This is a genomic window from Rhizobiaceae bacterium, assembly GCA_023953835.1.
GTDB lineage: Bacteria > Pseudomonadota > Alphaproteobacteria > Rhizobiales > Rhizobiaceae > Mesorhizobium_G.
This window is the reverse complement of record JAMLJB010000001.1, coordinates 1394223-1417359: the sequence shown is the minus strand read 5'-3', so window position 1 is coordinate 1417359 and position 23137 is coordinate 1394223. Positions and strand designations below refer to the sequence as shown.

General features: G+C 62.4%; 27 protein-coding genes and 1 tRNA gene. 18 read left to right on the top strand and 10 right to left on the bottom strand.

The genetic code is table 11. The annotated features are described in order from the left end of the window. Positions 1 to 3: 3 nt before the first annotated feature. Positions 4 to 720, bottom strand: a complete 717-nt coding sequence (rph, locus tag M9924_06610; GenBank protein MCO5064073.1) for a ribonuclease PH — start codon at positions 718 to 720, stop codon at positions 4 to 6. 171 nt (positions 721 to 891) lie between these two features. Between rph and hrcA the strand changes: the two genes are divergently transcribed. The 9 genes from hrcA (at position 892) to M9924_06565 (ending at position 8129) form a co-directional block, all read left to right on the top strand. Beyond that, complete coding sequence (hrcA, locus tag M9924_06605; GenBank protein ID MCO5064072.1) at positions 892 to 1962, top strand: heat-inducible transcriptional repressor HrcA; 1071 nt, start codon at positions 892 to 894, stop codon at positions 1960 to 1962. A gap of 85 nt (positions 1963 to 2047) precedes the next feature. Continuing rightward, positions 2048 to 2998 carry a signal peptide peptidase SppA gene (gene sppA, locus M9924_06600; protein ID MCO5064071.1) on the top strand — a complete coding sequence of 317 codons (951 nt, stop codon included), beginning with the start codon at positions 2048 to 2050 and terminating at the stop codon, positions 2996 to 2998. 80 nt (positions 2999 to 3078) lie between these two features. Beyond that, the gene (locus M9924_06595; protein ID MCO5064070.1) at positions 3079 to 3363 is read left to right on the top strand and encodes an integration host factor subunit beta; all 285 of its coding nucleotides are present in this window, start codon (positions 3079 to 3081) and stop codon (positions 3361 to 3363) included. A 37-nt stretch (positions 3364 to 3400) separates the two neighbouring features. Then, a complete protein-coding gene (locus M9924_06590; GenBank protein ID MCO5064069.1) occupies positions 3401 to 3727 on the top strand; it encodes a LapA family protein in 327 nt (108 codons plus the stop codon). 15 nt (positions 3728 to 3742) lie between these two features. Next, entirely contained in the window at positions 3743 to 4711 is a 969-nt protein-coding gene (locus M9924_06585) for an ornithine cyclodeaminase family protein (protein MCO5064068.1), read from the top strand. Between the two features lie 154 nt (positions 4712 to 4865). Beyond that, positions 4866 to 5804 (top strand): class I SAM-dependent rRNA methyltransferase, encoded by a 939-nt coding sequence (locus M9924_06580; GenBank protein ID MCO5064067.1) that lies wholly within the window; start codon positions 4866 to 4868, stop codon positions 5802 to 5804. Next, positions 5801 to 6643: an RNA methyltransferase gene (locus M9924_06575; protein ID MCO5064066.1), complete on the top strand. Its 843-nt coding sequence runs from the start codon at positions 5801 to 5803 to the stop codon at positions 6641 to 6643. The genes M9924_06580 and M9924_06575 overlap by 4 nt, the downstream gene beginning before the upstream one ends. Then, entirely contained in the window at positions 6640 to 7110 is a 471-nt protein-coding gene (lspA, locus tag M9924_06570) for a signal peptidase II (protein MCO5064065.1), read from the top strand. The genes M9924_06575 and lspA overlap by 4 nt, the downstream gene beginning before the upstream one ends. Positions 7111 to 7133: 23 nt before the next feature. Then, entirely contained in the window at positions 7134 to 8129 is a 996-nt protein-coding gene (locus tag M9924_06565) for an oxidoreductase (protein ID MCO5064064.1), read from the top strand. Between the two features lie 42 nt (positions 8130 to 8171). Here M9924_06565 and M9924_06560 read toward each other — a convergent pair whose 3' ends face one another. The 6 genes from M9924_06560 to M9924_06535 form a co-directional block, all read right to left on the bottom strand. Then, on the bottom strand, positions 8172 to 8501 hold the full coding sequence (locus M9924_06560) for a hypothetical protein (protein ID MCO5064063.1): 330 nt from the start codon (positions 8499 to 8501) through the stop codon (positions 8172 to 8174). 29 nt (positions 8502 to 8530) lie between these two features. Beyond that, complete coding sequence (locus tag M9924_06555) at positions 8531 to 9199, bottom strand: L,D-transpeptidase (GenBank protein MCO5064062.1); 669 nt, start codon at positions 9197 to 9199, stop codon at positions 8531 to 8533. An 8-nt stretch (positions 9200 to 9207) separates the two neighbouring features. Then, positions 9208 to 10143 carry an amino acid-binding protein gene (locus M9924_06550; protein MCO5064061.1) on the bottom strand — a complete coding sequence of 312 codons (936 nt, stop codon included), beginning with the start codon at positions 10141 to 10143 and terminating at the stop codon, positions 9208 to 9210. A gap of 117 nt (positions 10144 to 10260) precedes the next feature. Beyond that, entirely contained in the window at positions 10261 to 10965 is a 705-nt protein-coding gene (locus tag M9924_06545; GenBank protein ID MCO5064060.1) for an SDR family oxidoreductase, read from the bottom strand. Positions 10966 to 11062: 97 nt separating this feature from the next. Next, positions 11063 to 11512, bottom strand: coding sequence for a universal stress protein (locus tag M9924_06540; protein MCO5064059.1), 450 nt, complete (start codon positions 11510 to 11512; stop codon positions 11063 to 11065). Between the two features lie 41 nt (positions 11513 to 11553). After that, positions 11554 to 11793 carry a YdcH family protein gene (locus M9924_06535; protein ID MCO5064058.1) on the bottom strand — a complete coding sequence of 80 codons (240 nt, stop codon included), beginning with the start codon at positions 11791 to 11793 and terminating at the stop codon, positions 11554 to 11556. A gap of 227 nt (positions 11794 to 12020) precedes the next feature. Here M9924_06535 and M9924_06530 point away from each other — a divergent pair, with 227 nt between their 5' ends. Both M9924_06530 and M9924_06525 read left to right on the top strand, forming a co-directional pair. Next, positions 12021 to 12413, top strand: coding sequence for a hypothetical protein (locus M9924_06530; protein MCO5064057.1), 393 nt, complete (start codon positions 12021 to 12023; stop codon positions 12411 to 12413). A 79-nt stretch (positions 12414 to 12492) separates the two neighbouring features. Further along, positions 12493 to 14862 carry a phosphoketolase family protein gene (locus tag M9924_06525; protein ID MCO5064056.1) on the top strand — a complete coding sequence of 790 codons (2370 nt, stop codon included), beginning with the start codon at positions 12493 to 12495 and terminating at the stop codon, positions 14860 to 14862. Here the strand turns inward: M9924_06525 and M9924_06520 are convergent. Next, positions 14859 to 16658: an acetate/propionate family kinase gene (locus M9924_06520; protein ID MCO5064055.1), complete on the bottom strand. Its 1800-nt coding sequence runs from the start codon at positions 16656 to 16658 to the stop codon at positions 14859 to 14861. The two genes, M9924_06525 and M9924_06520, sit on opposite strands and share 4 nt — an antisense overlap. 276 nt (positions 16659 to 16934) lie before the next feature. Between M9924_06520 and M9924_06515 the strand changes: the two genes are divergently transcribed. Then, complete coding sequence (locus M9924_06515) at positions 16935 to 17192, top strand: type II toxin-antitoxin system prevent-host-death family antitoxin (protein ID MCO5064054.1); 258 nt, start codon at positions 16935 to 16937, stop codon at positions 17190 to 17192. Then, the gene (locus tag M9924_06510) at positions 17189 to 17572 is read left to right on the top strand and encodes a type II toxin-antitoxin system VapC family toxin (GenBank protein ID MCO5064053.1); all 384 of its coding nucleotides are present in this window, start codon (positions 17189 to 17191) and stop codon (positions 17570 to 17572) included. Before M9924_06515 ends, M9924_06510 begins: the two co-directional genes overlap by 4 nt. A gap of 49 nt (positions 17573 to 17621) precedes the next feature. Here M9924_06510 and M9924_06505 read toward each other — a convergent pair. Beyond that, positions 17622 to 17711, bottom strand: a tRNA-Ser gene (locus tag M9924_06505). A 153-nt stretch (positions 17712 to 17864) separates the two neighbouring features. Between M9924_06505 and M9924_06500 the strand changes: the two genes are divergently transcribed. From M9924_06500 to M9924_06490, 3 genes are all read left to right on the top strand, one after another. After that, positions 17865 to 18179: a hypothetical protein gene (locus M9924_06500; GenBank protein MCO5064052.1), complete on the top strand. Its 315-nt coding sequence runs from the start codon at positions 17865 to 17867 to the stop codon at positions 18177 to 18179. A gap of 60 nt (positions 18180 to 18239) precedes the next feature. Further along, entirely contained in the window at positions 18240 to 18905 is a 666-nt protein-coding gene (msrA, locus tag M9924_06495) for a peptide-methionine (S)-S-oxide reductase MsrA (protein ID MCO5064051.1), read from the top strand. Between the two features lie 170 nt (positions 18906 to 19075). Beyond that, the gene (locus tag M9924_06490; GenBank protein MCO5064050.1) at positions 19076 to 20065 is read left to right on the top strand and encodes a BMP family ABC transporter substrate-binding protein; all 990 of its coding nucleotides are present in this window, start codon (positions 19076 to 19078) and stop codon (positions 20063 to 20065) included. A gap of 64 nt (positions 20066 to 20129) precedes the next feature. Here the strand turns inward: M9924_06490 and M9924_06485 are convergent, their stop codons facing one another. Further along, on the bottom strand, positions 20130 to 20336 hold the full coding sequence (locus M9924_06485) for a SlyX family protein (GenBank protein ID MCO5064049.1): 207 nt from the start codon (positions 20334 to 20336) through the stop codon (positions 20130 to 20132). Positions 20337 to 20468: 132 nt separating this feature from the next. Between M9924_06485 and M9924_06480 the strand changes: the two genes are divergently transcribed. Together M9924_06480 and M9924_06475 are read left to right on the top strand one after the other, a co-directional pair. Next, complete coding sequence (locus M9924_06480; protein MCO5064048.1) at positions 20469 to 22001, top strand: ABC transporter ATP-binding protein; 1533 nt, start codon at positions 20469 to 20471, stop codon at positions 21999 to 22001. Continuing rightward, a complete protein-coding gene (locus M9924_06475) occupies positions 21998 to 23137 on the top strand; it encodes an ABC transporter permease (protein ID MCO5064047.1) in 1140 nt (379 codons plus the stop codon). Before M9924_06480 ends, M9924_06475 begins: the two co-directional genes overlap by 4 nt.

The following is a 23137-nucleotide window of genomic DNA, read 5'->3' as shown; positions in this document are numbered from 1 at the left end:
TCTTTAGTTGACCGCCATCTGCTGGAGGCTGACGAGGCGTCCGATGCCCTTGCGGGCAAGGCTCATCAGCGTCGCGAACTGCTCTTCCGAGAATGGCTCGCCCTCCGCGGTGCCCTGGATTTCGACGATGCCGCCCTTGCCGGTCATCACGAAATTGGCGTCCGTTCCGGCGGCGGAATCTTCGAGATAGTCGAGATCGAGGACAGGCTCGCCGTCATGGATGCCGCAGGAAATCGCGGCGACATGATCGCGCAGCACCTTTTGCAGCACGATCATCTGGCGGGCTTCCATCCATCTCAGGCAATCGTACAACGCCACCCATGCCCCGGTGATCGAGGCCGTGCGCGTGCCGCCGTCCGCCTGTATCACGTCGCAATCGACGGTGATCTGGCGTTCGCCGAGCGCCTGCAGATCGATGACGGCGCGCAGCGATCGACCGATCAGGCGCTGGATCTCCAGCGTCCGCCCGCCCTGCTTGCCGGATGTCGCCTCCCGGCGCATGCGGTCGCCCGTAGCGCGCGGCAGCATGCCGTATTCAGCCGTGACCCAGCCCTTGCCGCTGTTGCGCAGCCAGCCCGGCACCTTGTCCTCGAGGCTTGCGGTGCACAGCACATGAGTGTCGCCGAACTTCACGAGACAGGAGCCTTCGGCATGCTTTGAAACACCGCGTTCGAAGGTAACGGCGCGCATTTCGTCAAAATCGCGCTTGGATGGACGCATTCTGGTTCCGCTTTTTGAGGATTCGTTGCGGGCTTTTAGCCCCGACCGCGCGGCAGCGCAAAGGAAAAGGGGCGTCAAAGCGCAGGGGCAGACATTGACGCCCGCGCGTGTGTGCGGAAAACGCGGCGAAATCTTGCTCGCACGGCTAAGTTTTCTATATTGTTTTTGACTATGACGAAACCGATCCAAGATCCCACGCTGCAATCGCTGGATATGCGCTCGCGCGATATTTTCCGGCGCATCGTCGATTCCTATTTGCTGGACGGCGAGCCAGTCGGATCGCGCAACCTGTCGCGGATGCTGCCTTCCTCGCTGTCACCCGCCACCGTTCGCAATGTCATGAGCGACCTGGAGCAGGCGGGATTGATCTACGCGCCGCATATTTCGGCGGGCCGCCTGCCGACCCAGAAGGGGCTGCGCTTCTTCGTGGATGCCTTCATGGAGCTTGGCGACCTCACCGACGAAGAGCGCCGCAACATCGAGACCCAGATGAAAGCGTCCGGCTCGGCCAGCAGTCTGGAGCAGGTGCTGACCGAAGCGAGCCAGATGCTGTCCGGCATGTCGCGAGGGGCGGGGCTCGTCGTCGCCGCCAAGAATGAAGTCGCGCTCAAGCACATCGAGTTCATACAGCTTGAACCGACGCGCGCGCTCGTCGTGCTGGTGTCGCAAAACGGGGACGTCGAAAACCGCGTCATCGACCTGCCTGCGGGCGTCACTTCATCGCAGTTGCAGGAAGCGACGAATTTCCTCAACGGGCACATCCGGGGTTTCACGCTGGCCGAGGCGCGCGCCAATATCGAGCGATTGCGCGCCGAAACCAAGCTGGCGCTGGATGCGCTTTCGGAGCAGCTTGTCGACAAGGGGCTGGCGATCTGGGCAGGAGCCGACAGCGGCCTCCCCGCCCGGCTCATTGTTAGAGGCCGCTCCAACCTTCTCGAGAATGTTTCCGAGCAGGCGGACATGGACCTGCTTAGGCATTTGTTCGACGACCTCGAAACGCAGGAAGGGCTGATCCAGCTTCTCGACCTCGCCGAGGAAGGTTCGGGCGTGCGCATATTCATCGGCTCCGAAAACAAGCTCTTCTCCCTTTCCGGTTCCTCGCTGGTGGTTGCGCCATATCGCGACAAAGAGGCGCGGGTGGTGGGCGCGCTTGGCGTAATCGGGCCCACTCGTCTGAATTACGCGCGCATCGTGCCGATGGTGGACTACACGGCGCAGTTGATTTCGCGCCTGCTGCGATAATCACGGTTTTTGCGGGTAGCCCTGCTCACCTGCATCGGCTATTGAGGCGTCTTTCTGAATCCGACTGAACCCTGGGGAATTGCGGATGTCGCTGCCAGCGGAGAACTGGATTGAACGTCGCCAGTTGCGGCGCAAACTCACCTTCTGGCGGGTAGCCGCACTGCTCATCGCCGCAGTCGCGCTCGGCACCGCAGTCTATGTGTCGGGTGTGGAGCGTGGCGGTAGCGCCGCCGATCACATCGCCAAGGTGCGCATCGAAGGCACGATCACCGAGGACGAGGACCTCATCAAGCGATTGGAGGACGTCCGCAAGTCCGCAGCGGTCAAGGGCGTCATCCTGTCGATCGACTCGCCGGGAGGCACGACGGCGGGCGGGGAAGCGATCTTCGACGAAGTGCGCCGCGTCGCCTCCGAGAAGCCCGTGGTCGCGCAGGTCGGAACGCTTGCCGCTTCGGCTGGATATCTGATTGCCAGCGCCGCCGATCACATCGTGGCGCGGCAGACATCCATTGTCGGGTCGATTGGCGTGCTGATCCAGTACCCGGACGTGACCGGGCTGATGGACAAGCTCGGCATCAAGATGGAAGAGGTGAAGTCCTCGCCGCTCAAGGCGGAGCCTTCGCCGTTCAATCCGACGACCGACGAGGAGCGCGCCGCGATACGCTCCATGATCATGGACAGTTATGACTGGTTCGTGGGGTTGGTCGACGAGCGGCGTCCGCTCACCCGGCAGGAAGCCAACCAGATTGCGGACGGAAAGGTCTATACGGGGCGGCAGGCGCTCAACCTCAAGCTGGTTGATGCGCTCGGCGGGGAAGATCAGGCGGTTTCGTGGCTGAAGACGAAGGGGGTCGCGGACGGACTTGAGGTCGTGGAATGGAAAGCACCCCGGACCGGCCTCGCAGCCTATCTCGCTGGCGCTATGGGGCAGGACCAGACCACGAGCCTTGACCTCCAGATACGCGAGTTTCTAAAGGCGCTCGGAGCAAGACGCTTGTTCCTTGACGGTCTCGTGTCACTCTGGCAACCTGAATGAGCGATCGGCAAAGGCCGGAAACTCCATAAAAATCATTGATGTAATCGCGTTAACTGAAAATGGACGAGGGGGAGCTGCTGATGATCAAATCCGAGCTCGTGCAAATTATTGCAAATCGCAATCCGCATTTGTTCCTGAGGGACGTCGAGAATATCGTAAGCGCCATCTTCGAAGAGATCACCGATGCCCTGGCAACGGGCAATCGGGTCGAGCTTCGAGGCTTCGGTGCGTTCTCGGTGAAGAACCGGCCCGCACGTACCGGACGCAATCCGCGCACCGGCGAAGCGGTGGACGTGGACGAAAAATGGGTGCCATTCTTCAAGACCGGCAAGGAACTGCGCGAACGGCTGAACATCGCCAAATAGCTTTGCAAGCAGGATTTGCCTGGACGGGTTGGAACTGATGCTCAATCGCCTTGTGGTCGTTGTGGTTCTCGTGCCTCTTGCGGTGGTACTCATCGCATTCGCGGTGGCAAACCGGGCTGCGGTGCCGATGACCTTCGACCCTTTCAATCCCGGCAATCCCGCGCTGACGGTCGAATGGCCGCTGTTCGTGGTCCTGTTCCTCGCGCTGGCGCTCGGACTGGTGATTGGAGGCGTCGCCACGTGGCTGGGGCAGGGACGGCATCGCAAGCTGGCCAGGCAACGCGGCATCGAGGCCGAGGCGCTCAAGCAATCGCAGGCGCGCATGCTCAAGTCGGTTCCCAATCAATCCGCTTCCCGGCCGTAAGGGCATCGACACAAAATGATGATCGTGTCGCCAGAAGCGATCGACAAGGCCCTCACATTTCCCGCCCTCGTGGAAACCCTGCGCGCAGCCTTTCGCGCAGGCGCCGTGCAGCCGGTCAGGCACCATCATACTGTGGAGCGGCCCGATGGAGCCGCCTCGACGCTGCTGCTGATGCCTGCCTGGACCGATCTTGTGGCCGCCGGCACGTCGCAGGGCGGCTATATGGGCGTCAAGATCGTCACCGTTTCTCCCGACAACAACAGCATCGGCAAGCCCGCCGTCATGGGCGTCTATCTCCTGCTCGACGGCGTGACCGGCGAACCGCTGGCGCTGATCGACGGACAGCGCCTGACGCAATGGCGCACGGCCTGCGCGTCGGCGCTGGCGTCCACCTACCTGTCGAGGCAGGATTCCTCGCGCCTGCTGGTCGTCGGCGCGGGCGCGCTGTGCGGCTTCCTTGCCCGCGCCCATGCGGCGGTGCGCCCGATCCGCGAGGTGCGCGTCTGGAACCGCACCGCCACCAATGCGGTCAGGGCGGCCACCGCGCTCAAATCCTATGGCCTTGCGGCGAAGGCTGTGGAGGATCTCGACGATGCGCTGGCATGGGCGGACATCGTGTCGTCCGCGACGATTTCCGACGTGCCGCTCGTCAGGGGCGCGGTGTTGAAGGCGGGAACCCATGTCGATCTTGTGGGCGCGTTCACGCCGGACATGCGCGAGAGCGACGACGAGGCCATCCGCCGAGCGCGGGTTTATGTCGATACCCATGCGGGCGCCACGAAGGAGGCCGGCGATATCGTGCAGGCGTTGCGGTCGGGCGCGCTCACAAAGGAGCGCATCGTCGCCGACCTGCATCAGCTTGCGCGGGGCGAAAAAAGCGGCAGGCAGTCGCCGGAAGAGATAACACTCTTCAAGTCGGTGGGCGCCGCGCTTGAGGACCTCGCCGCGGGCATCGCCGTCTACGAGGCGGTTCGCCCGACCTGACGGATGCGGCTTTCTGGCGGTTCCGGTGCAACTAATTGCACGGCCTGCACAGCTGTGCCAAAAGCGGCCTCTGTCAATCAGGGACGACCTCTTGAAGCCAGCGCGACATCACCGGAGTGACTCCGCCCGGACGCCGCCGCAGGGAAACGCCCCCGTGGGGCGCGAGCCGCAGGTCCCGCGCAGGCGGGAGGGCGCTTTGCCCGCCGAAAACCTGCCGCTGATTCTCGAAGTTGCGCCCAATGCGGACTACGCACTGCTGGACAGCGGTGCGGGACAGAAGCTTGAACAATATGGACCCTACCGCATCGTCAGGCCGGAAGGGCAGGCGATCTGGCAGCGCGCATTGCCGGAACGCGAATGGCAAAAGGCCGACGCCATTTTCACGGGCGACACCGACGAGGAAGGGCTGGGCCGCTGGCGCTTTCCAAAGGCGCCGCTCGGCGAGACATGGCCCATGCGCCATGACGGGATCGACTATCTCGGACGATTCACCTCCTTCCGCCATGTCGGCGTGTTTCCCGAGCAGGCCTCGCACTGGGACCATATGGCCGGGCTGATCGAACGCGCCCGCAGGCCAGTCAAGGTGCTGAACCTGTTCGGCTATACCGGTCTGGCTTCGCTTGTCGCGGCGCGTGCGGGCGCGGAAGTGACCCATGTGGACGCTTCGAAGAAGGCGATCGGCTGGGCGCGCGAGAACCAGGCAATGGCGCGGCTGGCGGACAAGCCGATTCGCTGGATCTGCGAGGACGCGATGAAATTCGTGGAGCGCGAGCAGCGTCGCGGAAGCCGCTACGACATCATCCTGTTCGATCCACCCGCCTATGGAAGGGGGCCGAAGGGCGAGGTCTGGCAATTGTTCGACGACCTGCCGGCGATGGCCGAGTTGTGCCGTGAAATACTGACACCAAAGCCGCTGGCGGTGGTGCTGACGGCCTATTCCATCAGGGCGTCGTTCTTCGCGATCCATGCGCTGATGCGCGACACCCTTGCGGGCATGGGCGGGACGGTCGAGTCCGGTGAACTCATCATCCGCGAGCAGTCGGCGGGCCGGGCGCTCTCGACCTCGCTCTTTTCCAGATGGGTGGCGGCATGAATGTGCAGCGGCAGGGCGGTCCCGGTCAGGTCAAGGAAATCACCAGCCTGTCCAATCCGATCGTCAAGGACATCAAGGCGCTCGCGCTCAAGAAATTCCGCGACCAGCAGCAGGCGTTCATTGCGGAAGGGCTGAAACTGGTCATCGACGCGCTCGACATGGGCTGGACCATCAGGACGCTGGTCTTCGCCAAATCCAAGCTGGGTACCGCGGCGGTCGAGCAGGTCGCGGCGCGCACGGTCGCGGCAGGCGGTACGGTGCTGGAGGTTTCGGAGAAGGTGCTGGCTGCGATCACCCGGCGCGAAAACCCGCAAATGGTGGTCGCCGTATTCTCGCAGCAACTTGTGCGGCTGGGCGACGTGCAGCCGAAGTCGGGGGACGTCTGGGTTGCACTTGACCGCGTGCGCGATCCGGGAAATCTCGGGACCGTCATCAGGACGGTCGATGCGGTCGGTGCGAAGGGCGTGATCCTCGTCGGGGAAACCACCGATCCTTTCTCGCTTGAAACGGTGCGTGCCACCATGGGGTCGATCTTCTCCGTGCCGGTGGCCAAGGCCACGCAGGAGGCATTCCTCGCATGGCGGAAGGGTTTCCAGGGGCTTGTCGCGGGCACGCATCTCAAGGGCGCGGTGGACTATCGCACCGTCCCTTTCGACGGCAGGGCGGTCGTGCTGCTGATGGGCAATGAGCAGCAGGGGCTGCCGGACGCGCTTGCGGAAAGCTGCGACGCGCTGCTTCGAATTCCCCAGCAGGGCAGGGCCGACTCGTTGAACCTCGCGGTCGCCACGGGCGTGATGCTGTTCGAAATCCGCCGCAACGCGCTGAAGCTCGACGCATGAAGCTGCGCGGATTTGTTCCACTTGCTACGCTTGCCGCGCTCTGCGTGATTGTCGATCAATGGGTCAAGATGCTGGTCGAGACGCGCCTTGTCATGCATGAGCAGGTCGACCTTGTGCCGTTCTTCGCGCTGTTTCGCACCTATAATACCGGCGTTGCCTTTTCCATGTTCTCGTCGATCGGGGACAAAGGGCTGATCGCGATTTCGCTCGCGGTGATTGCTTTCATGCTCTACCTCGCCACGCGCACCTCATCGCAGTTCGCACTGGCCGGCTTTGCGCTGGTGATCGGCGGCGCTGTCGGCAATCTCATAGACCGTGTGGTCCATGGCCATGTCATCGACTACTTCCTTTTCCATACGCCCGTGTGGTCCTTCGCCGTGTTCAATCTCGCCGATGCGTTCATCACAGTTGGAGCGGCGATGATATTGCTCTACGAACTGTTCGGAGCACGCGCAGCCGGCCAATGAGCCGGTACGACAGGGAGGTATTCATGTCAGATCGCTTCAAAGCCATTCTGGTGTCCCGCGATGAGGAGAAACGCCAGTCGGTCGGTGTCGCGGAGTTGACCGAGGCCGACCTCATGGAAGGCGATGTGACGGTCGACATCGAGGCCACCACCGTGAACTACAAGGATGGCCTCGCGATCACCGGAAAATCGCCCGTGGTCAGGCGCTGGCCATTGGTTCCCGGCATCGATTTCGCGGGCACGGTCCGCGCTTCCACCCATGCGGACTGGAAGCCGGGTGACAAGGTTATCCTGAACGGCTGGGGCGTCGGGGAGACGCATTTTGGCGCCTATGCGGAGCGCGCCCGCGTCAAGGGCGACTGGCTGGTGCCTCTGCCGAAAGGCATGAGCGCGCATGACGCGATGGCGATCGGCACTGCCGGCTACACCGCAATGCTTTCGGCCATGGCGCTGGAGCGCTTCGGCATCACGCCCGCGCGCGGCCCTGCCATCGTGACCGGCGCGGCAGGCGGCGTCGGATCGGTGGCCATCTCGATCCTCTCGAAGCTCGGCTTTCATGTCATCGCCTCGACGGGGCGTCCCGCCGAGGCGGATTTCCTGAAGGGTCTCGGGGCTTCAGAGATCATCGACCGCGCCGAGCTTTCGGGCCCGGCAAAGCCGCTGGCGAAGGAGCGCTGGGCCTGCGGCGTCGATGCAGTCGGCAGCCACACGCTGGCCAATGTGCTGTCCATGACATCCTATGGCGGCGCGATTGCCGCCTGCGGCCTGGCACAGGGCATGGACCTTCCCACGACTGTCGCGCCATTCATCCTGCGCGGCGTTTCCCTGCTCGGCATCGATTCGGTGATGGCGCCGAAGGCGCTCCGGCTGGAAGCATGGAAGCGTATCGGCACCGATCTGGATGCATCGAAGCTGGCCGCCCTGTCGACCACCATCGGCTTCGGCGACATCGTCGCCGCGGCACGCGATATCATCGAGGGCAGGATTCGCGGACGCGTCGTCGTCGACATGAAAAAGTAGGCGCGCCCCGAAATAACGTGCCCGCTTCGTGCCTTGACGAAATCAGGCTGGTGTGACGGATACGTTTGTTCCGGTTGCGTCGACGGTGCAGCTCATTGGCTTTCCGTTGGCGTTGAGGTCGACGATGAAGTTGTTGGCGTCGATCTTGCGCGAGGAGACCGGCAGCACCTTCGAGCTTTCCGTCCCGGACTGCGCGGCTGCCGCATTGGCGCACATCAGTTGCAGGTCGGCTGGCGCCGTCTCCAGCGTGGTGCGCGACATCTGGTCCTGGGTCGGCGACGTCGACTGGCAGGCGCTGAGCGTCAACGCCACAAGGCCGGTAAAAGCCGCCTTGCCCGTCCGGTTGCCTGGCTGCTTGCTTCTCTCATGCATGGCTGTGTTCCCTCTCCGAGCCTTGCCCATCACACGCCCTTGTAAAGGGCCGCCCCCTGCATCAGCACGATCACCTTGGCCCCCACCTGGATGCGGCTGTGCAGATCGATAATGTCGTCATTGACCATGCGGATGCAGCCCGACGACACGTTGAGCCCCATCGTCCATGGCTCCGGCGTGCCATGGATGCGGTAGATCGTGTCCTGGTCGCCCTCGTAGAGATAGAGCGCCCGCGCGCCGAGCGGGTTGTCGGGGCCGCCGGGCTGTCCGTTCGCCCATTTCGCGGCTTTCGGATCGCGCGCCACCATCTCGGCGGGCGGCGTCCATGTCGGCCATTCCGCGACGCGCCCGACCCGCACGATGCCCGCCCAGCCGAAGCCGTCGCGCCCGACACCGATCCCGTAGCGGATCGCCGTCTGGTCGGGCTGCACCAGATAGAGAAAATGCTGGTTGCCGTCGATGATGATGGTGCCGGGCTTCTCGGCGGTGCGGAAGCGAACCACCTGCCGCTGGAAGGCCGGCGGCACCTGCTTGTTCTTGCGCCAGTATTTGTAGGCTTCGGTCTTGTTGTAGTCGGTCCATTTGCGCGTCTTGGGGTCATAGACCTGCGTCTCGGCCGCCAGCACGGGAAGCACCGCGCAAAGCGATGCGCCAAGAAGCAATGCGCCCGCTGTCAGCAGCTTGCGGCGGTCCGTCATGGTCGCACTCATTGCTTTGCCCACCCCTTCACACGTTCGCCATGTTCCTTCACCCATTGCTGCGCATAGTCGAGCGGCGCCCGTCGCTCCACCTGCAGCGCATAGCTCATGTCGATCGCTTCATCGGGCGTGAAATCGACATGCTCCAGAAAGCGCACAACGTCGGGATGCCGCTCCTTGAGCGAGCTTGCATAGGCAATGCGGTAGCTGGCCGCGTCCCAGCCGACCGGCGCGTTCGACTTCGAAAGCCAGGCCGGGTCCTCCGAAGGCAGCACGATCTTCCATTTCGACGCATCATAGGCCGGTTCGGTGAGCCGCACGATGTCATGCAGCTTGAACACCGCATTGGGCGCATAGCAGGCAAACACGATCGGGCGATCCACCGCCTCCGCCGCATCGACCGCCGCCATGCCCACATCTTCGGGCATCTCCAGAAGGTCGAGCGTCTTGGCATAGCCGTAGCTGTTGGCGCGCACCCGCTCGATGGCCGTCGACGACCAGGTCTCAGCCCCGATCCACAACTCGCCCTTGCCGTCGCCATTGGTGTCGAGCGCTGCCGTCTTCTTTACGTCCGACAGGTCGGAAATGTCCTTGATGCCGACCTTGTCGGACGCTGCGCGATTGGCGCAGATGCCCTGCCAGGCCGGCACCGAAACCGGGCTCAGCGCAACCGTGTGCGCCTCTTTCACATACCGCTCCACGAGATTGTCGAGGTTCGGCAGCCAGACTTCCGGGTGAACATCCACGCTTCCCGAGTCCAGTCCGGCAAAGGCAATCAGCGTGCCCATCTCGACGACATCGGCATCAAGGCCAAGCTCCTGCTTGATGCCAACCTTCAATATATTCGCGCTCGCCTGGCCAGACGCCCAGTTCGGCATCGCTATCGTCAGATCCGCCGCGGAAGCATTGCCGTGCAGCATCGCCGTCATGCCGAACAGCAGCATTCCCGGAAGTAAAATGCGTCTAGTCATAAATTCCGTCCCTCAATCCCGGATTTCCTGCGCCGGGTGGACGGACGATAGCCTAACTCGCCTTCTGGTTGAAGTGCGTACTGACCGATGTCACACAGAACGCATCAGGCCGCCATCGACCCGCAAGCTCTGTCCGGTGATATAGCCTGCGCCCTCGGACAGCAGGAAGGCAACGGTTGCGGCGATCTCCTCAGCCGTACCGTATCTCTGCATCGGCACAGTTTCCCGGCGCTCCTCGGTTTGAGGCAGACTGTCGATCCAGCCGGGCAGCACATTGTTCATGCGCACATTGCTGGCCGCATACTGATCCGCAAACAGCTTGGTGTAGGCCGCCAGCCCGGCGCGTGCGACGGCTGAAGTGGGGAACATCAGCGAGGGTTCGCTGACCCACGCCGTCGATATATTGACGATGGCTCCGCTCTTTTGCGCAACCATGAGTGGTGCAACCGCTCGCACCGCCCTGACGACATTCATGAAATAGATGTCAAACCCGGCGTGCCATTGTTCGTCGGTCAGTTCGAGCAGGGGCGCGCGCGGCCCGTGGCCCGCGCTGTTGACCAGCGCATCGACGCGGCCCCATTGCGCCATGGCCGCGTCCACAAGCTTCTTGAGGTCGTCATTCGACTGGTTGGATCCGGTGACGCCGATGCCGCCAAGCTCTGCGGCGAGCGTCTCGCCCCGACCGGACGACGACAGGATGGCGACACGGTAGCCGTCTGCCGCCAGCCTGCGGGCGGCAGACGCGCCCATGCCGCTGCCGCCGGCAGTGATGATCGCAACCTTGCTTTCGGGCATTGCCAAGACCTCCCTCGCGAAAAACGCGACTGTGCATGATCCGCGGAGGCTTGGCAAAGCGGCGCGCCGACGTCAATGGTCCGGCGCAGGCGTGGGCCTATTTGACGACGAGAACCGGGATGGGGCTGCTGGCGAGAACTTCCGCCGTCTGGCTGCCGAGAATGAGCCTGCCGAGACCGCGACGGCCATGCGAGGCCATCACGATCAGGTTGCAACCCTCGGCCTTGGCGCTCTGCACGATGGCTTCGGCGGGCCAGGCATCGGGTGCGTGTATGAGCTTGGTTTCCACGCCCAGTTTCTGCGCGGCTTCGCGGACCTTGCCCAGCAATTCGTCCGCTTGTTCCTTCTGCGCCTGTTCATAGCCGGCAATATCGGTTGCGGTCGGCACCCAGCCCGCACCTGCCGCGCCTGCGGGGAAAGGGATGGGCTCGGTTACGCTGATGATGACCACTTTCGCGCCCAATGCCTTGGCAAGGGACAGGCCGTGATCGACGCCACGCTGGGCCACTTCGGACCCGTCAGTCGAAATCAGAATATTGGTGTACATTTAATTCGCTCCGTCAGGTCATGACCCTGAGCTGTTGGATCTCATTTGCCCGCGAGTGCGGCCACGATCTCATCTTTCAACGCCAGCCTCTGCTTGCGCAAGAGGTGTTCGATGTCCTCGCTGACCGGGTCGATCCGCGTCTCGGCGCGATGAATCTTGTCGTTCACCTCGTCATAGCGCTCAAGGATGCGCGCAAATTCGGGATTGCTTCCTTTCAGCGCGTGAATGGCATCCAGTTGGCCCGGAAATTCTTCGCCCAGCGTGTGAGGCGTATTCGACATGGTCTGCTCCTTCAGTCTGTTATTTCCAACATAGTGGGTCGAGGCAATCCGGCCTTGATCCAGGTCAATGCGAACGAATGGCAATGGCTTGCCACGCTTGCCGGATGGTTCTTCGGCAATCGTTCAAAATCACGGCCTCCGGCTTAAATGTTCATTAGGCAAGGCTCGCGTCAGTGCTTGCAACTGAATTCGCCGTGGCGCTTCATCATGTGGGGCGAGGTGAGGCAATGGGACAGGTTTTCTCGATATTGTGGGGTGAGCGATCGCTCCCCTTTACCTATTGGGTCTGTTATATCGGCGGGTCACTGGTCGGCATAGCGGGATTGTATGGGCTGGTCTGGGCGGCGGGCGCATTCGGCAACGCGTCCATGGTCAAATGGGCGCTCTTCTTCAGCGTAAGCTGGGGTCTGTTCGTCACCTATTTCGTCGGAACCGCCGTGGTGCTCAGCGCGCTCAACAGGCAGCCGCAGGACGTATGGTCATTGCTGGCGATCGCCACCGTGGCCCTGATCGCGCTGCACAGCACCTACGACATCATCCGCAAGGACGGGCGCGACACCCAGATGACGCAGGAGCAGATTCTGCGCGGACTGAAATCATTGTCGATGTCGGGCGTGTAAGGGCGAAACATTCGGTTGCGGTCATAAAACCGATAGCGTCTATTGCTAACGGAACAGACTTCAACGGAACCGCCCTCCCATGAACGACCTGACATCTGCCGAACTCGATCTTCTCGACCGCTATTGGCGTGCCGCGAACTATGTTTCGGTCGGCCAGATCTATCTGATGGACAATCCGCTCCTGCGCGAGCCCTTGCGCGCCGAGCATGTGAAGCCGCGCCTGCTTGGCCATTGGGGCACGACGCCCGGCCTGAACTTCATCTATGTGCATCTGAACCGTCTGATAAAGAGGCACGACGCGGACGTTCTCTATATTTGCGGCCCCGGTCATGGCGGCCCGGCAATGGTCGCCAACACCTGGCTGGAAGGCAGTTACAGCGAGACCTATCCGCAGATCACGCCCGACGAAGAGGGCATGAAGAAGCTGTTCAAGCAGTTCTCCTTCCCCGGCGGCGTGCCGAGCCATGTTGCGCCCGAGACGCCGGGTTCCATCCATGAGGGCGGCGAACTGGGCTATGCGCTCGTCCATGCCTTCGGCGCCGCATTCGACAATCCCGACCTGCTCGTCGCCTGCGTGGTCGGCGACGGCGAAGCCGAAACAGGCCCGCTCGCGGCAGCATGGCATTCGAACAAATTCCTCAATCCGGCAGCAGATGGTGCGGTCCTCCCGATCCTGCACCTCAACGGCTACAAGATCGCCAACCCGACCGTGCTCGCGCGCATGAGCGACGACGAATTGCGCCACCTGTTCAGCGGCTACGGCTATGAGCCGTTCTTCGTTGAGGGCCATGAACCCGAGCCCATGCACCGCGCCATGGCCGCAACGCTCGAAACCGCCTTTGCGCGCATCCGTGACATACAGGCGCGGGCGCGCAACGCTGAGTGGAACGGCGAACGCCCGGTCTGGCCGATGATCGTGCTGCGCAGCCCCAAGGGCTGGACCGGCCCGAAGGTGGTCGACGGCCTCAAGGTCGAAGGTTTCTGGCGGTCGCATCAGGTGCCGGTGTCCAATGCGCGCGGTGATTCGGCGCACAGGAAAATCCTCGAGGACTGGCTGCTCAGCTACCGTGCGGAGGAACTGTTCGACAAACAGGGGCGGCTGAGGCCGGAGCTTGCCGCGCTGGCTCCGGAGGGCAAGAAGCGCATGGGGGCGCTGCCGCACGCCAATGGCGGTCTGCTCAAGCGCGACCTCAACCTGCCCGACTGGAAAAGCTTTGGCGTCGCCGTGGATGTGCCGGGCAGGGTCGTTGCCGAAGCCACGCGCGCCATGGGCGTCTATCTTCGCGACGTCATCAGCATGAACGCGGAAAGCCGAAACTTCCGGCTGATGGGACCGGACGAGACGGCATCCAACCGGCTCGACGCGGTGTTCGATGTCACTGAGCGGGTCTGGATGGAGAGGATCGAGCCTTATGATGTCCATCTCGCCCATGAAGGGCGCGTGATGGAGGTGCTATCGGAACATCTGTGCCAGGGCTGGCTCGAAGGCTATCTTCTGACCGGGCGGCACGGCCTGTTCTCATGCTACGAGGCGTTCATCCACATCGTCGATTCGATGGTGAACCAGCATGCGAAATGGCTGAAAAGCTGCGAGGACCTGCCCTGGCGTGCGCCCATTGCCTCGCTGAACTACCTGCTGACGTCGCATGTCTGGCGGCAGGACCACAACGGCTTCAGCCATCAGGACCCTGGCTTCGCGGATTTCGTCGCCAACAAGAAGGCGGAGACGGTGCGGCTCTATTTCCCGCCTGATGCAAACACGCTGCTGTGGGTGACGGACCACTGCATGCGCACGTGGAACCGCATCAACGTCATCACTGCCGGCAAGCAGCCCGCACCGCAATGGCTGACGGTGGAGCAGGCGGAGTCGCATTGCAAGGCGGGCGCCAGCATCTGGGAGTGGGCATGCCACGGCGACGCCGCCGCCGAACCGGATGTCGTCATGGCCTGCTGCGGCGACATTCCGACGCTGGAAACGCTGGCGGCGGTCGAACTGTTGCGCGCCGCGCTGCCGGACCTGTGCATCCGCGTCGTGAACGTCGTCGACCTCATGACGCTGATGTCGCACCAGTCGCATCCGCATGGCTTCACGGACGAGGCATTCGACAGCCTGTTCACGCGCGACCGACCGGTGGTCTTCGCCTATCACGGATATCCCTATCTCATTCACCGGCTGACCTATAAGCGGACCAACCATCACAATCTGCACGTCCATGGATTCCAGGAGGAGGGCACGACCACGACGCCATTCGACATGGTCGTGCTCAACGAGCTTGACCGCTACCATCTGGCGCTGGCGGTGTTGAAATATGTCCCCGGAACGGGTGAGGCGGGCGAGGCGCTTGCAGCGCATCTGAATGCCAAGCTCGACGAGCACTACCACTATGTGCGCGAGCACGGCGAGGACATGCCCGAAATTCGCAACTGGTGCTGGACGCCTTCGCTTTAGACCGCCTTGCGCGGATGGATGGTGGCGGGATGCCCTGGAAGCACTTCGCCATCGGCAGCCTTGCTTATGCCTGCTGCGTTCGCCTCGTCCGTGTCGATGTGCATTTCGGTCACCGAATTGCCGCCGACCCGGACCAGCGTACCCTTGAAGGTCAGGCCGCGATGTTCGTCGCCGACCCGCACGTCGACAAGCTCACCATCCTCCAGCCCGAGCCGCTCGGCATCCTGCGGGTTGGTGTGAATATGCCGCGCGGCCACGATCAGCCCGTCGGTCAACACGCTTCCGCGCGGACCGGAAATCGTGATCGAGGGCGTGCCGTCGAGCTTGCCGCTTTCGCGCACAGGCACGTCGATGCCAAGCGCGAAGCTGTCCGTACGTGAGATTTCCACCTGCGTGCGTGGCCGCAGCGGACCGAGAATGGCGACATGCTCCAGATGCCCCTTGGGACCTTCCAGCGTGACCCGTTCATCGGCAACCCAGTGGCCGGGCTGCCGCAGCGGAGCGACCGGCTTCAATTCGTAGCCTGCCCCGAACAGCGCATCGACGGAGTCGCGGGACAGATGCACGTGGCGGGCCGAAACGGCGACAGGAATGTGAATGTCGATCGGCTGCGGACGTCGGACGGCAGCGGCGGTTTCGCGCGCAATCATCAATTGCTCCGCTGTCTCCGTCACCAGCACCCGGACGCGCGAGCCATAGGCCTGTATCTGCGGTGCGGCATAGTTCGCGAGGTCGACCGCCTGGTTGCGCTCAAAGTCCAGCGACAGGCCCATGAAGCTCAGCCCGTCGCAGATGCGCCGACGCATGGAGGGCGAGTTTTCGCCGATACCGCCGGTAAACACTACAGCATCCAGCCCGCCCATCGCCGCCGCATAGGCGCCGATATATTTGCGGGCGCGATAGGCATAGATTTCGATGGCCAGTTGCGCATCCGGATGCCCGTTGGCCGCGCTCGCCTCGATGTCGCGCATGTCCGATGAGCCGGTCAGCCCCTTCAGGCCGCTGTCATTGTAGAGCGCGTCCTCGATCTGCTGGACCGAAAACCCGAACTGCCGGGACAGGAAGCCGAACGCGCCGGGGTCCACGTCGCCCGATCGCGTTCCCATGACCAGCCCTTCGAGCGGCGTCATGCCCATCGAGCTGTCCATGCTCTTCCCGCGATTGACCGCGCAGACGCTCGCCCCGTTGCCGAGATGCACGCTGACCACCTGAAGGTCGTCAAGCGGTTTGCCGATTTCGCGCGCGGCCCGCAGCGCGACATATTTGTGCGACGTTCCATGAAATCCGAAACGGCGCAGGCCTGCATCGCGCCAATCGCGCGGCACGGCATAGGTCGTCGCGAAGGGCGGGTTGGTGAGGTGGAACGACGTGTCGAAAACGGCGATCTGCGGCAGGTCCGGCCACAGTGCGCGGGTCAGGCGAATGGCCTGCAGGCTCGCAGGGTTGTGGAGCGGCGCAAGCGGCGTCAGCCTGTCGATGCGGGCAATTGTCTGGTCGTCGAGCAGGGCGGGACCGGCAAATTCGCTGCCGCCATGCGCCACGCGGTGGCCGATGGCGTCGATCCGCATGATCCCGAAGCGCGTCAAAACTTCCGGTACGCGCTTGAGCGCTGCGTCTATGTCCGCGCAGTCCGTGACGCCCTTGTCATCCGTCGCGCCGGAGCGGAACCGATAGTCGCACTGTCCGTCCCGGAAGCGGTCGAAGGACCCCTTGAGCGTTTCGACCGCCTCATCGGCAACATGGAAGACGCCGAACTTCAGGCTCGAACTTCCTGCATTGAAGACGAGAATGTTCATCCGCACCCCATATTGCCAGAAACGATCTGCGGATCCTGTACCTTGCAAATGTGAAGGCTGGCGGACAGCGGACGACGAAACCGGGACCTTTCATCTACGCCTTAGCGCTCCATGCCGGCAGAGGTCAAACCAATGTGATGGGCTGCGGCGAGATGTCGAAGTCAGTCTTTGAGGCAGAAGGGAAGAGCACGCGGGCGTACTGTTGATATGGTCCATTCAATAGTCTATCTTTCTCCTGATCTTGGACCATTTAGTGGTCTATATCAGGAGCAAGAGATGCAGATTTCAGTAACGGAAGCCAAGGGTCAATTGACAGAACTCGTCAGGCGCGCCATGGCCGGGGATGAAGTGATCTTGACGCGCTATGGTCACGCCGCTGTCCGGCTTGTTCCAATCAAAACGGTGGTTGATCGGCGATCTCGAAGAGATTTGCTCAACGCTGTCCGGGCATCGGCCGCGCAAAAGGCAGTTGACGGGCCTTCGGCTGCTCGCAGTCAGGATTTTCTCTACGACAATAATGGTCTCCCGGAATGATTGCCGTCGATACCTCTGCGCTGATGGCCATCGTTTTGAATGAGCCCGAAGCGGACGCCTGTGTCGCGGCGCTCGAAGCAGAAGATGACATAATCATTTCGGCAGGCACCGCGGCGGAGGCGCTGATTGTCGCGGACCGTGGAAATGTCGGCGAGGAGATGGCTCTATTGATCGAGGGTCTTGGAATGGAGATTGTGAGCGTAACGCCCGCCGCCGCGCGACGGATCGCGCAGGCATATGCCCGGTGGGGGAAGGGGGTCCACCCCGCAGCCTTGAATTTCGGCGATTGCTTCTCCTACGAAGTAGCCAGGGAGCACGGATGCCGCTTGCTGTTCGTAGGCGAGAATTTCGCGCAGACCGACATGGAAAACGCGATTTAGGCTGTAGGAGGCAAGCGGGGGTGTCGATGGGGCATCGTCTGGCAATTTATGGCGGACAGAGAGGGATTCGAACCCTCGATAGAGTTGCCCCTATACACGCGTTCCAGGCGTGCGCCTTCAACCACTCGGCCACCTGTCCGTATGCGCCGCCGAAAGAGGCGGCGCGCGGGTCATCTAGTCTATCCGGATGTGAATGCCAAGCCTCTGCGCATCGATTGCGCGGAAGAGATGAAAACATTCCGATTGATGCTCGCTGCATGAATGCCTATCTATCCCGCAGCGGAACGGGACGATGATCAGGTTTTTCTTTCGCCTCCTTGCAATTTTCACGCTGGCCGGTGCGGTCGTGATGGCCGTGCTCGATGCTACGCGCACTGTCGCCAACTCGTCCCTGACCATGACGCCGCTTGGCGAAAGCTGGAGCGCGGCCTTTCCCGCTACCCTGGAATCATTGCGCCTGTTCCTCGAAACCCATGCGCCCTGGCTCTGGGATCCGGCATTCGCCGCCCTGCTCAAGCTGCCCGGCTTCCTCGTTCTGGCGGTGATCGCTTTCCTGCTCTATGCCTTCGGGCACAAGCCGGAACATCTGCGCAACGACTGGGCCTGAAAGTAACAAAGCGAGCCTTCCGAACGAATGACGTTTCGGATGCACAAAGAGGAAGAAACCATGTTCTTTCTGAGCGACATGCTGAACAGGAAAATCCAGATGCCGAAGCCCGGCGAAGCGCTGCCCGGCAGGCCGCAGCCGATCCCGACGTCGGCAAAGCACTTCGTATCGAAGCGACCGCTGAAAGGCCCCTATCCCGAAGGCTTGCAGATGGCGCTGTTCGGCCTCGGTTGTTTCTGGGGCGCTGAACGCCTGTTCTGGCAGACCGAAGGTGTGTGGGTCACAGCCGTCGGCTATGCGGGCGGATCGACGCCCAACCCCACCTATCAGGAAACCTGCACGGGGATGACGGGTCACGCCGAGGTCGTGCTGGTCGTATTCGATCCGTCCATCGTCTCGTACGAGACACTGCTGAAGATCTTCTGGGAGGCTCACGATCCGACACAGGGCATGCGGCAGGGCAACGATGTCGGCACCACATACCGCTCGGCGATCTACACGTTTGGCGAGGAGCAGCATCGTGAAGCGGTCGCCTCGCGGGACGCCTATGAAGCCTCATTGCATGAGGCGGGAATGGGCCGGATCACGACCGAGATCGCGCCTGCGCCCGAGTTCTATTTCGCGGAAGCCGAGCACCAGCAATATCTGGCGAAGAACCCCTACGGATACTGCGGGCTGAAGGGAACGGGCGTTTCCTGTGCGATCGGCGAGAAGGTCGCCTCCTGAGGTCCTTCCGACGGCGCTTGGTCGCAGGCCCTTCCACGGGTGAAAAATACCGCGTGAATTTTGCCGGGCGCTGTGTAAGGTGCAGCTAAGCGGAAGCTGGAATACGGCCCGCGATCGCGAGGGTGCCCTTGTGCGCCCGGCAAAAAAACAACCGACAGGGTGTGGATCACATGAAACGTTTTGTATTGGGTCTTCTGGCCGCAACCGCGATGGCCACCTCGGCCTTCGCGGAGGACATTCAGCCTGCGCTGCTCTTCGATCTGGGCGGCAAGTTCGACAAATCATTCAACGAGGCTGCCTATAACGGCGCGGAAAAGTTCAAGTCGGAAAGCGGCATCTCCTATGTGGAGTTCGAGGTTTCGAACGCTTCGCAGCGCGAGCAGGCACTGCGCCGCTTTGCCGAAGACGGGCGCAATCCCGTGGTGATGGTCGGCTTTTCCTGGTCTGATGCTCTCGCGAAAATCGCCGATGAATTTCCCGAAACCAAGTTCGCGATCATAGACATGGTCGTCGACAAGCCGAACGTCCGTTCAGTGGTGTTCAAGGAAGAGGAAGGCTCCTATCTCGCCGGGATCATGGCGGGCATGGCCTCCGGTTCCAAGAAGGTCGGCTTCGTCGGCGGGATGGACATCCCGCTGATCCGCAAATTCGGGTGCGGATATGTTGGCGGCGCGAAGGCTGCCGGCGCGACGGACGTCATCCAGAACATGACCGGCGACACGCCGGCCGCATGGAACGACCCGACCAAGGGCGGCGAAATCGCCAAGTCGCAGATCGACCAGGGCGCCGACGTGATCTACGCGGCGGCTGGCGGCACAGGCGTGGGCGTGCTCCAGGCAGCCGCTGATGCGGGCAAGCTCGGCGTCGGTGTCGATTCGAACCAGAACGGACTCCTGCCCGGCAAGATCCTGACCTCGATGGTCAAGCGCGTGGATGTAGCCGTCTATGACGCGTTCACCACAGCCAAGGACGGCGCGTTCAAGCCGGGCATCAATGTTCTGGGCTTGAAGGAAGACGGCGTCGGCGTCGCCATGGACGACAACAACAAGCCGCTCGTCACGCCGGAAATGATCGCGGCGGTGGACAAGGCCAAGGCCGACATCATCGCCGGCACCGTCAAGGTGCACGACTACATGACGGACAATCAGTGCCCCTATTGAGCATGGGAATCCACTGACTGCGAAAGGGCCGCCGCACTCCGGCGGCCTTTTTCATTGCAGCGCTCTACCAGTGCGGCGGCTTGGTGATCTCATGGCCGGGTGCTGCCTGTTCCTCCAGCGTGAGAAAGCGTTCGGTTAGCGCGTCGAGCTTCTTCTGCAAGCGCTCGATCACTTTCCATTGTTCGGCGATCTGGGCGGAGAGTTCCTCGATCGTGCGCTCCTGCTCCGCCGCGCGCACTTCCAGAACCACCAGACGGCTTTCGTCCCGCATCCTTTTCCTTCCCTCGCGTGAACAACCGCATAATCGATTGTGCGTTTTGACCTGGCCATCCCGACCGGAAATTGACAAGTCCATAAGGAAATGTCGAAACTATGAAGGCAGGAAGCACCCAGGGGTCCGCATATGGCCGAACTCGCCATCGCGCTCAGCGACATAAACAAGAGCTTCGGTCCTGTTCACGCCAATCGCGACATCAATCTGGAAGTGCCCAAGGGCACGATTCACGGCATCATCGGTGAGAATGGCGCGGGAAAATCCACCCTGATGTCCATTCTCTACGGCTTCTACCAGGCGGACAGCGGAGAAATCCGCGTCAATGGCGCGCGCGTCAACATCAAGTCACCCAACGACGCCATCGCAGCGGGCATAGGCATGGTCCACCAGCACTTCATGCTGGTCGAGAATTTCACCGTTCTGGAAAACATCATCCTCGGCGCGGAGGGCGAGGCGCTGCTCGGCAGTTCGATTTCCAAGGCGCGCTCGGAACTCGCCCGCCTCGAACGCGAATACGGGCTTGAGGTCGACCCCGATGCGCTGATCGAGGAACTGCCGGTCGGCCTTCAGCAGCGTGTCGAAATCCTCAAGGCGCTCTATCGCGGCGCGGATATCCTCATTCTAGACGAGCCGACGGGCGTGCTGACGCCTGCCGAGGCCGACCATCTGTTCCGAATCCTCGGGCAACTGAAGGAGCAGGGGAAAACCGTCATCCTCATCACGCACAAGCTGCGCGAGATCATGGCGATCACCGACAATGTCTCGGTCATGCGGCAGGGAACGATGGTCGCCACGCGCGTGACGAAGAAAACAACGGTCGAGGAACTGGCCGAGCTGATGGTGGGCCGCCGCGTCCTGCTCCGCGTGCAAAAGGGCGAGGCGAATCCTGGGGCGGTCAAGCTGTCCGTGCGCAATCTCACCGTGCAGGATTCCCGCAAGGTCACCATGGTCGACAATGTCTCCTTCGACATCAGGGCGGGCGAGATCGTCGGGATTGCGGGCGTCGCGGGCAATGGGCAGTCGGAACTGATCGAGGCTATCGCCGGCACGCGCCGCGCCCTGTCCGGCACCGTGAAGCTCGACGGCAAACCGATAGACGTGACCGGCACCGCCGATCCGGGCGAACTGCGCGACCGTGGACTGGCCCATGTGCCGGAGGACCGGCACCATGTCGGACTGGTGCTTGCCTTCGAGGAAAGCGAGAACACCATCCTCGGCTATCACGACAAGCCGCAATATCTGAACGGGCCGTTTCTCAATCTGGTCGTGATCGAGGAAGACGCCAGGGCGAAGATCGCGGCCTACGACATACGCCCCGCAAATCCGCATCTGAAGACCGCGAATTTCTCGGGCGGCAACCAGCAGAAGATCGTGCTGGCGCGCGAGATCGAGCAGGACCCCGGCGTACTGATCGTCGGCCAGCCCACTCGTGGCGTCGATGTCGGCGCGATCGAATTCATCCACAAGCGGCTGATCGCGATGCGCGACGCCGGAAAGGCCGTTCTGCTCGTCTCGGTCGAACTCGATGAAATCCGCTCGCTGTCCGACCGCATCCTTGTGATGTTTGCCGGGCGCATCGTCGGCGAACGGGGGCCGGACGCGACCGAGGGGGAACTCGGCCTGCTGATGGCCGGTGTCGAACAGAAGGAGGCCGCGCAATGAGCGCCCCCTTCGCAAGATTGCCGCGCTGGGCGGATTACGGCCTGATCCCGCTGATCAACCTTCTGGTCGCCTTCGTCGTCGCCGGTCTGGTCGTGATGCTGGTCGGCGAGAACCCGTTCCGCGCGGCGGTGATCCTCGTTGAAGGCGCGTTCGGGCGCGGCCAGAACATCGCCTACACGCTCTACTACGCGACGAATTTCATCTTCACGGGCCTTGCGGTCGCGGTCGCGTTCCACGCCGGTCTGTTCAACATTGGCGGCGAGGGACAGGCCTATGTCGCCGGTCTCGGCGTCGCCATCGTTGCGCTGTCGCTGGACACGATCTGTCCGTGGTATGTGACCTTTCCGATCGCGCTCCTCGCCGCCGCCGGATTTGGCGCGCTCTGGGCGCTCATACCCGCCTATCTACAGGCGAAGCGCGATTCCCACATCGTCATCACCACGATCATGTTCAACTACATCGCCAGCAGCCTGATGGTCTACATGCTGGTCGACGTGATCAAGCCGCTCGGTTCGATGGCGCCCCAGACCCGCCCCTTCGAGGCCGGCGCGCAACTGCCGAAGCTGAACTGGATTCTCGAACTCTTCGGCGCGAAAATCCGCTCCGCCCCGCTCAACCTTTCCTTTATCGTCGCGCTGGTCATGGCGTGGCTGGTCTGGCTGGTGATCTGGCGAACACGCCTCGGCTATGAAATCAGAACGCTGGGCTTCAGCTCCAAGGCGGCGCGCTATGCGGGCATTTCCCAGTCGCGTATCATCATCATCACGATGCTCATTTCCGGCGCGCTGGCGGGGATGATGGCGATCAATCCGACCATGGGCGACCAGCATAACGTCTCGCTGGATTTCGTGTCGCAGGCGGGATTCGTCGGCATAGCGGTGGCGCTGATGGGCCGGTCGCATCCGGCGGGCATCATTCCGGCTGCGATCCTTTTCGGCGCGCTCTATCAGGGCGGCGCGGAATTGGCCTTCGAGATGCCGAACATCTCGCGCGACATGATCGTCATCATCCAGGGGTTGGTGATCCTGTTCGCGGGCGCGCTCGAACACATGTTCAGGCCGTCGATCCAGACGCTGTTCGCCAGCCTCAGCCCGAAAACGGTGGGGCTTGCACCGGCCAAGAAGGAGGGCGTGTGA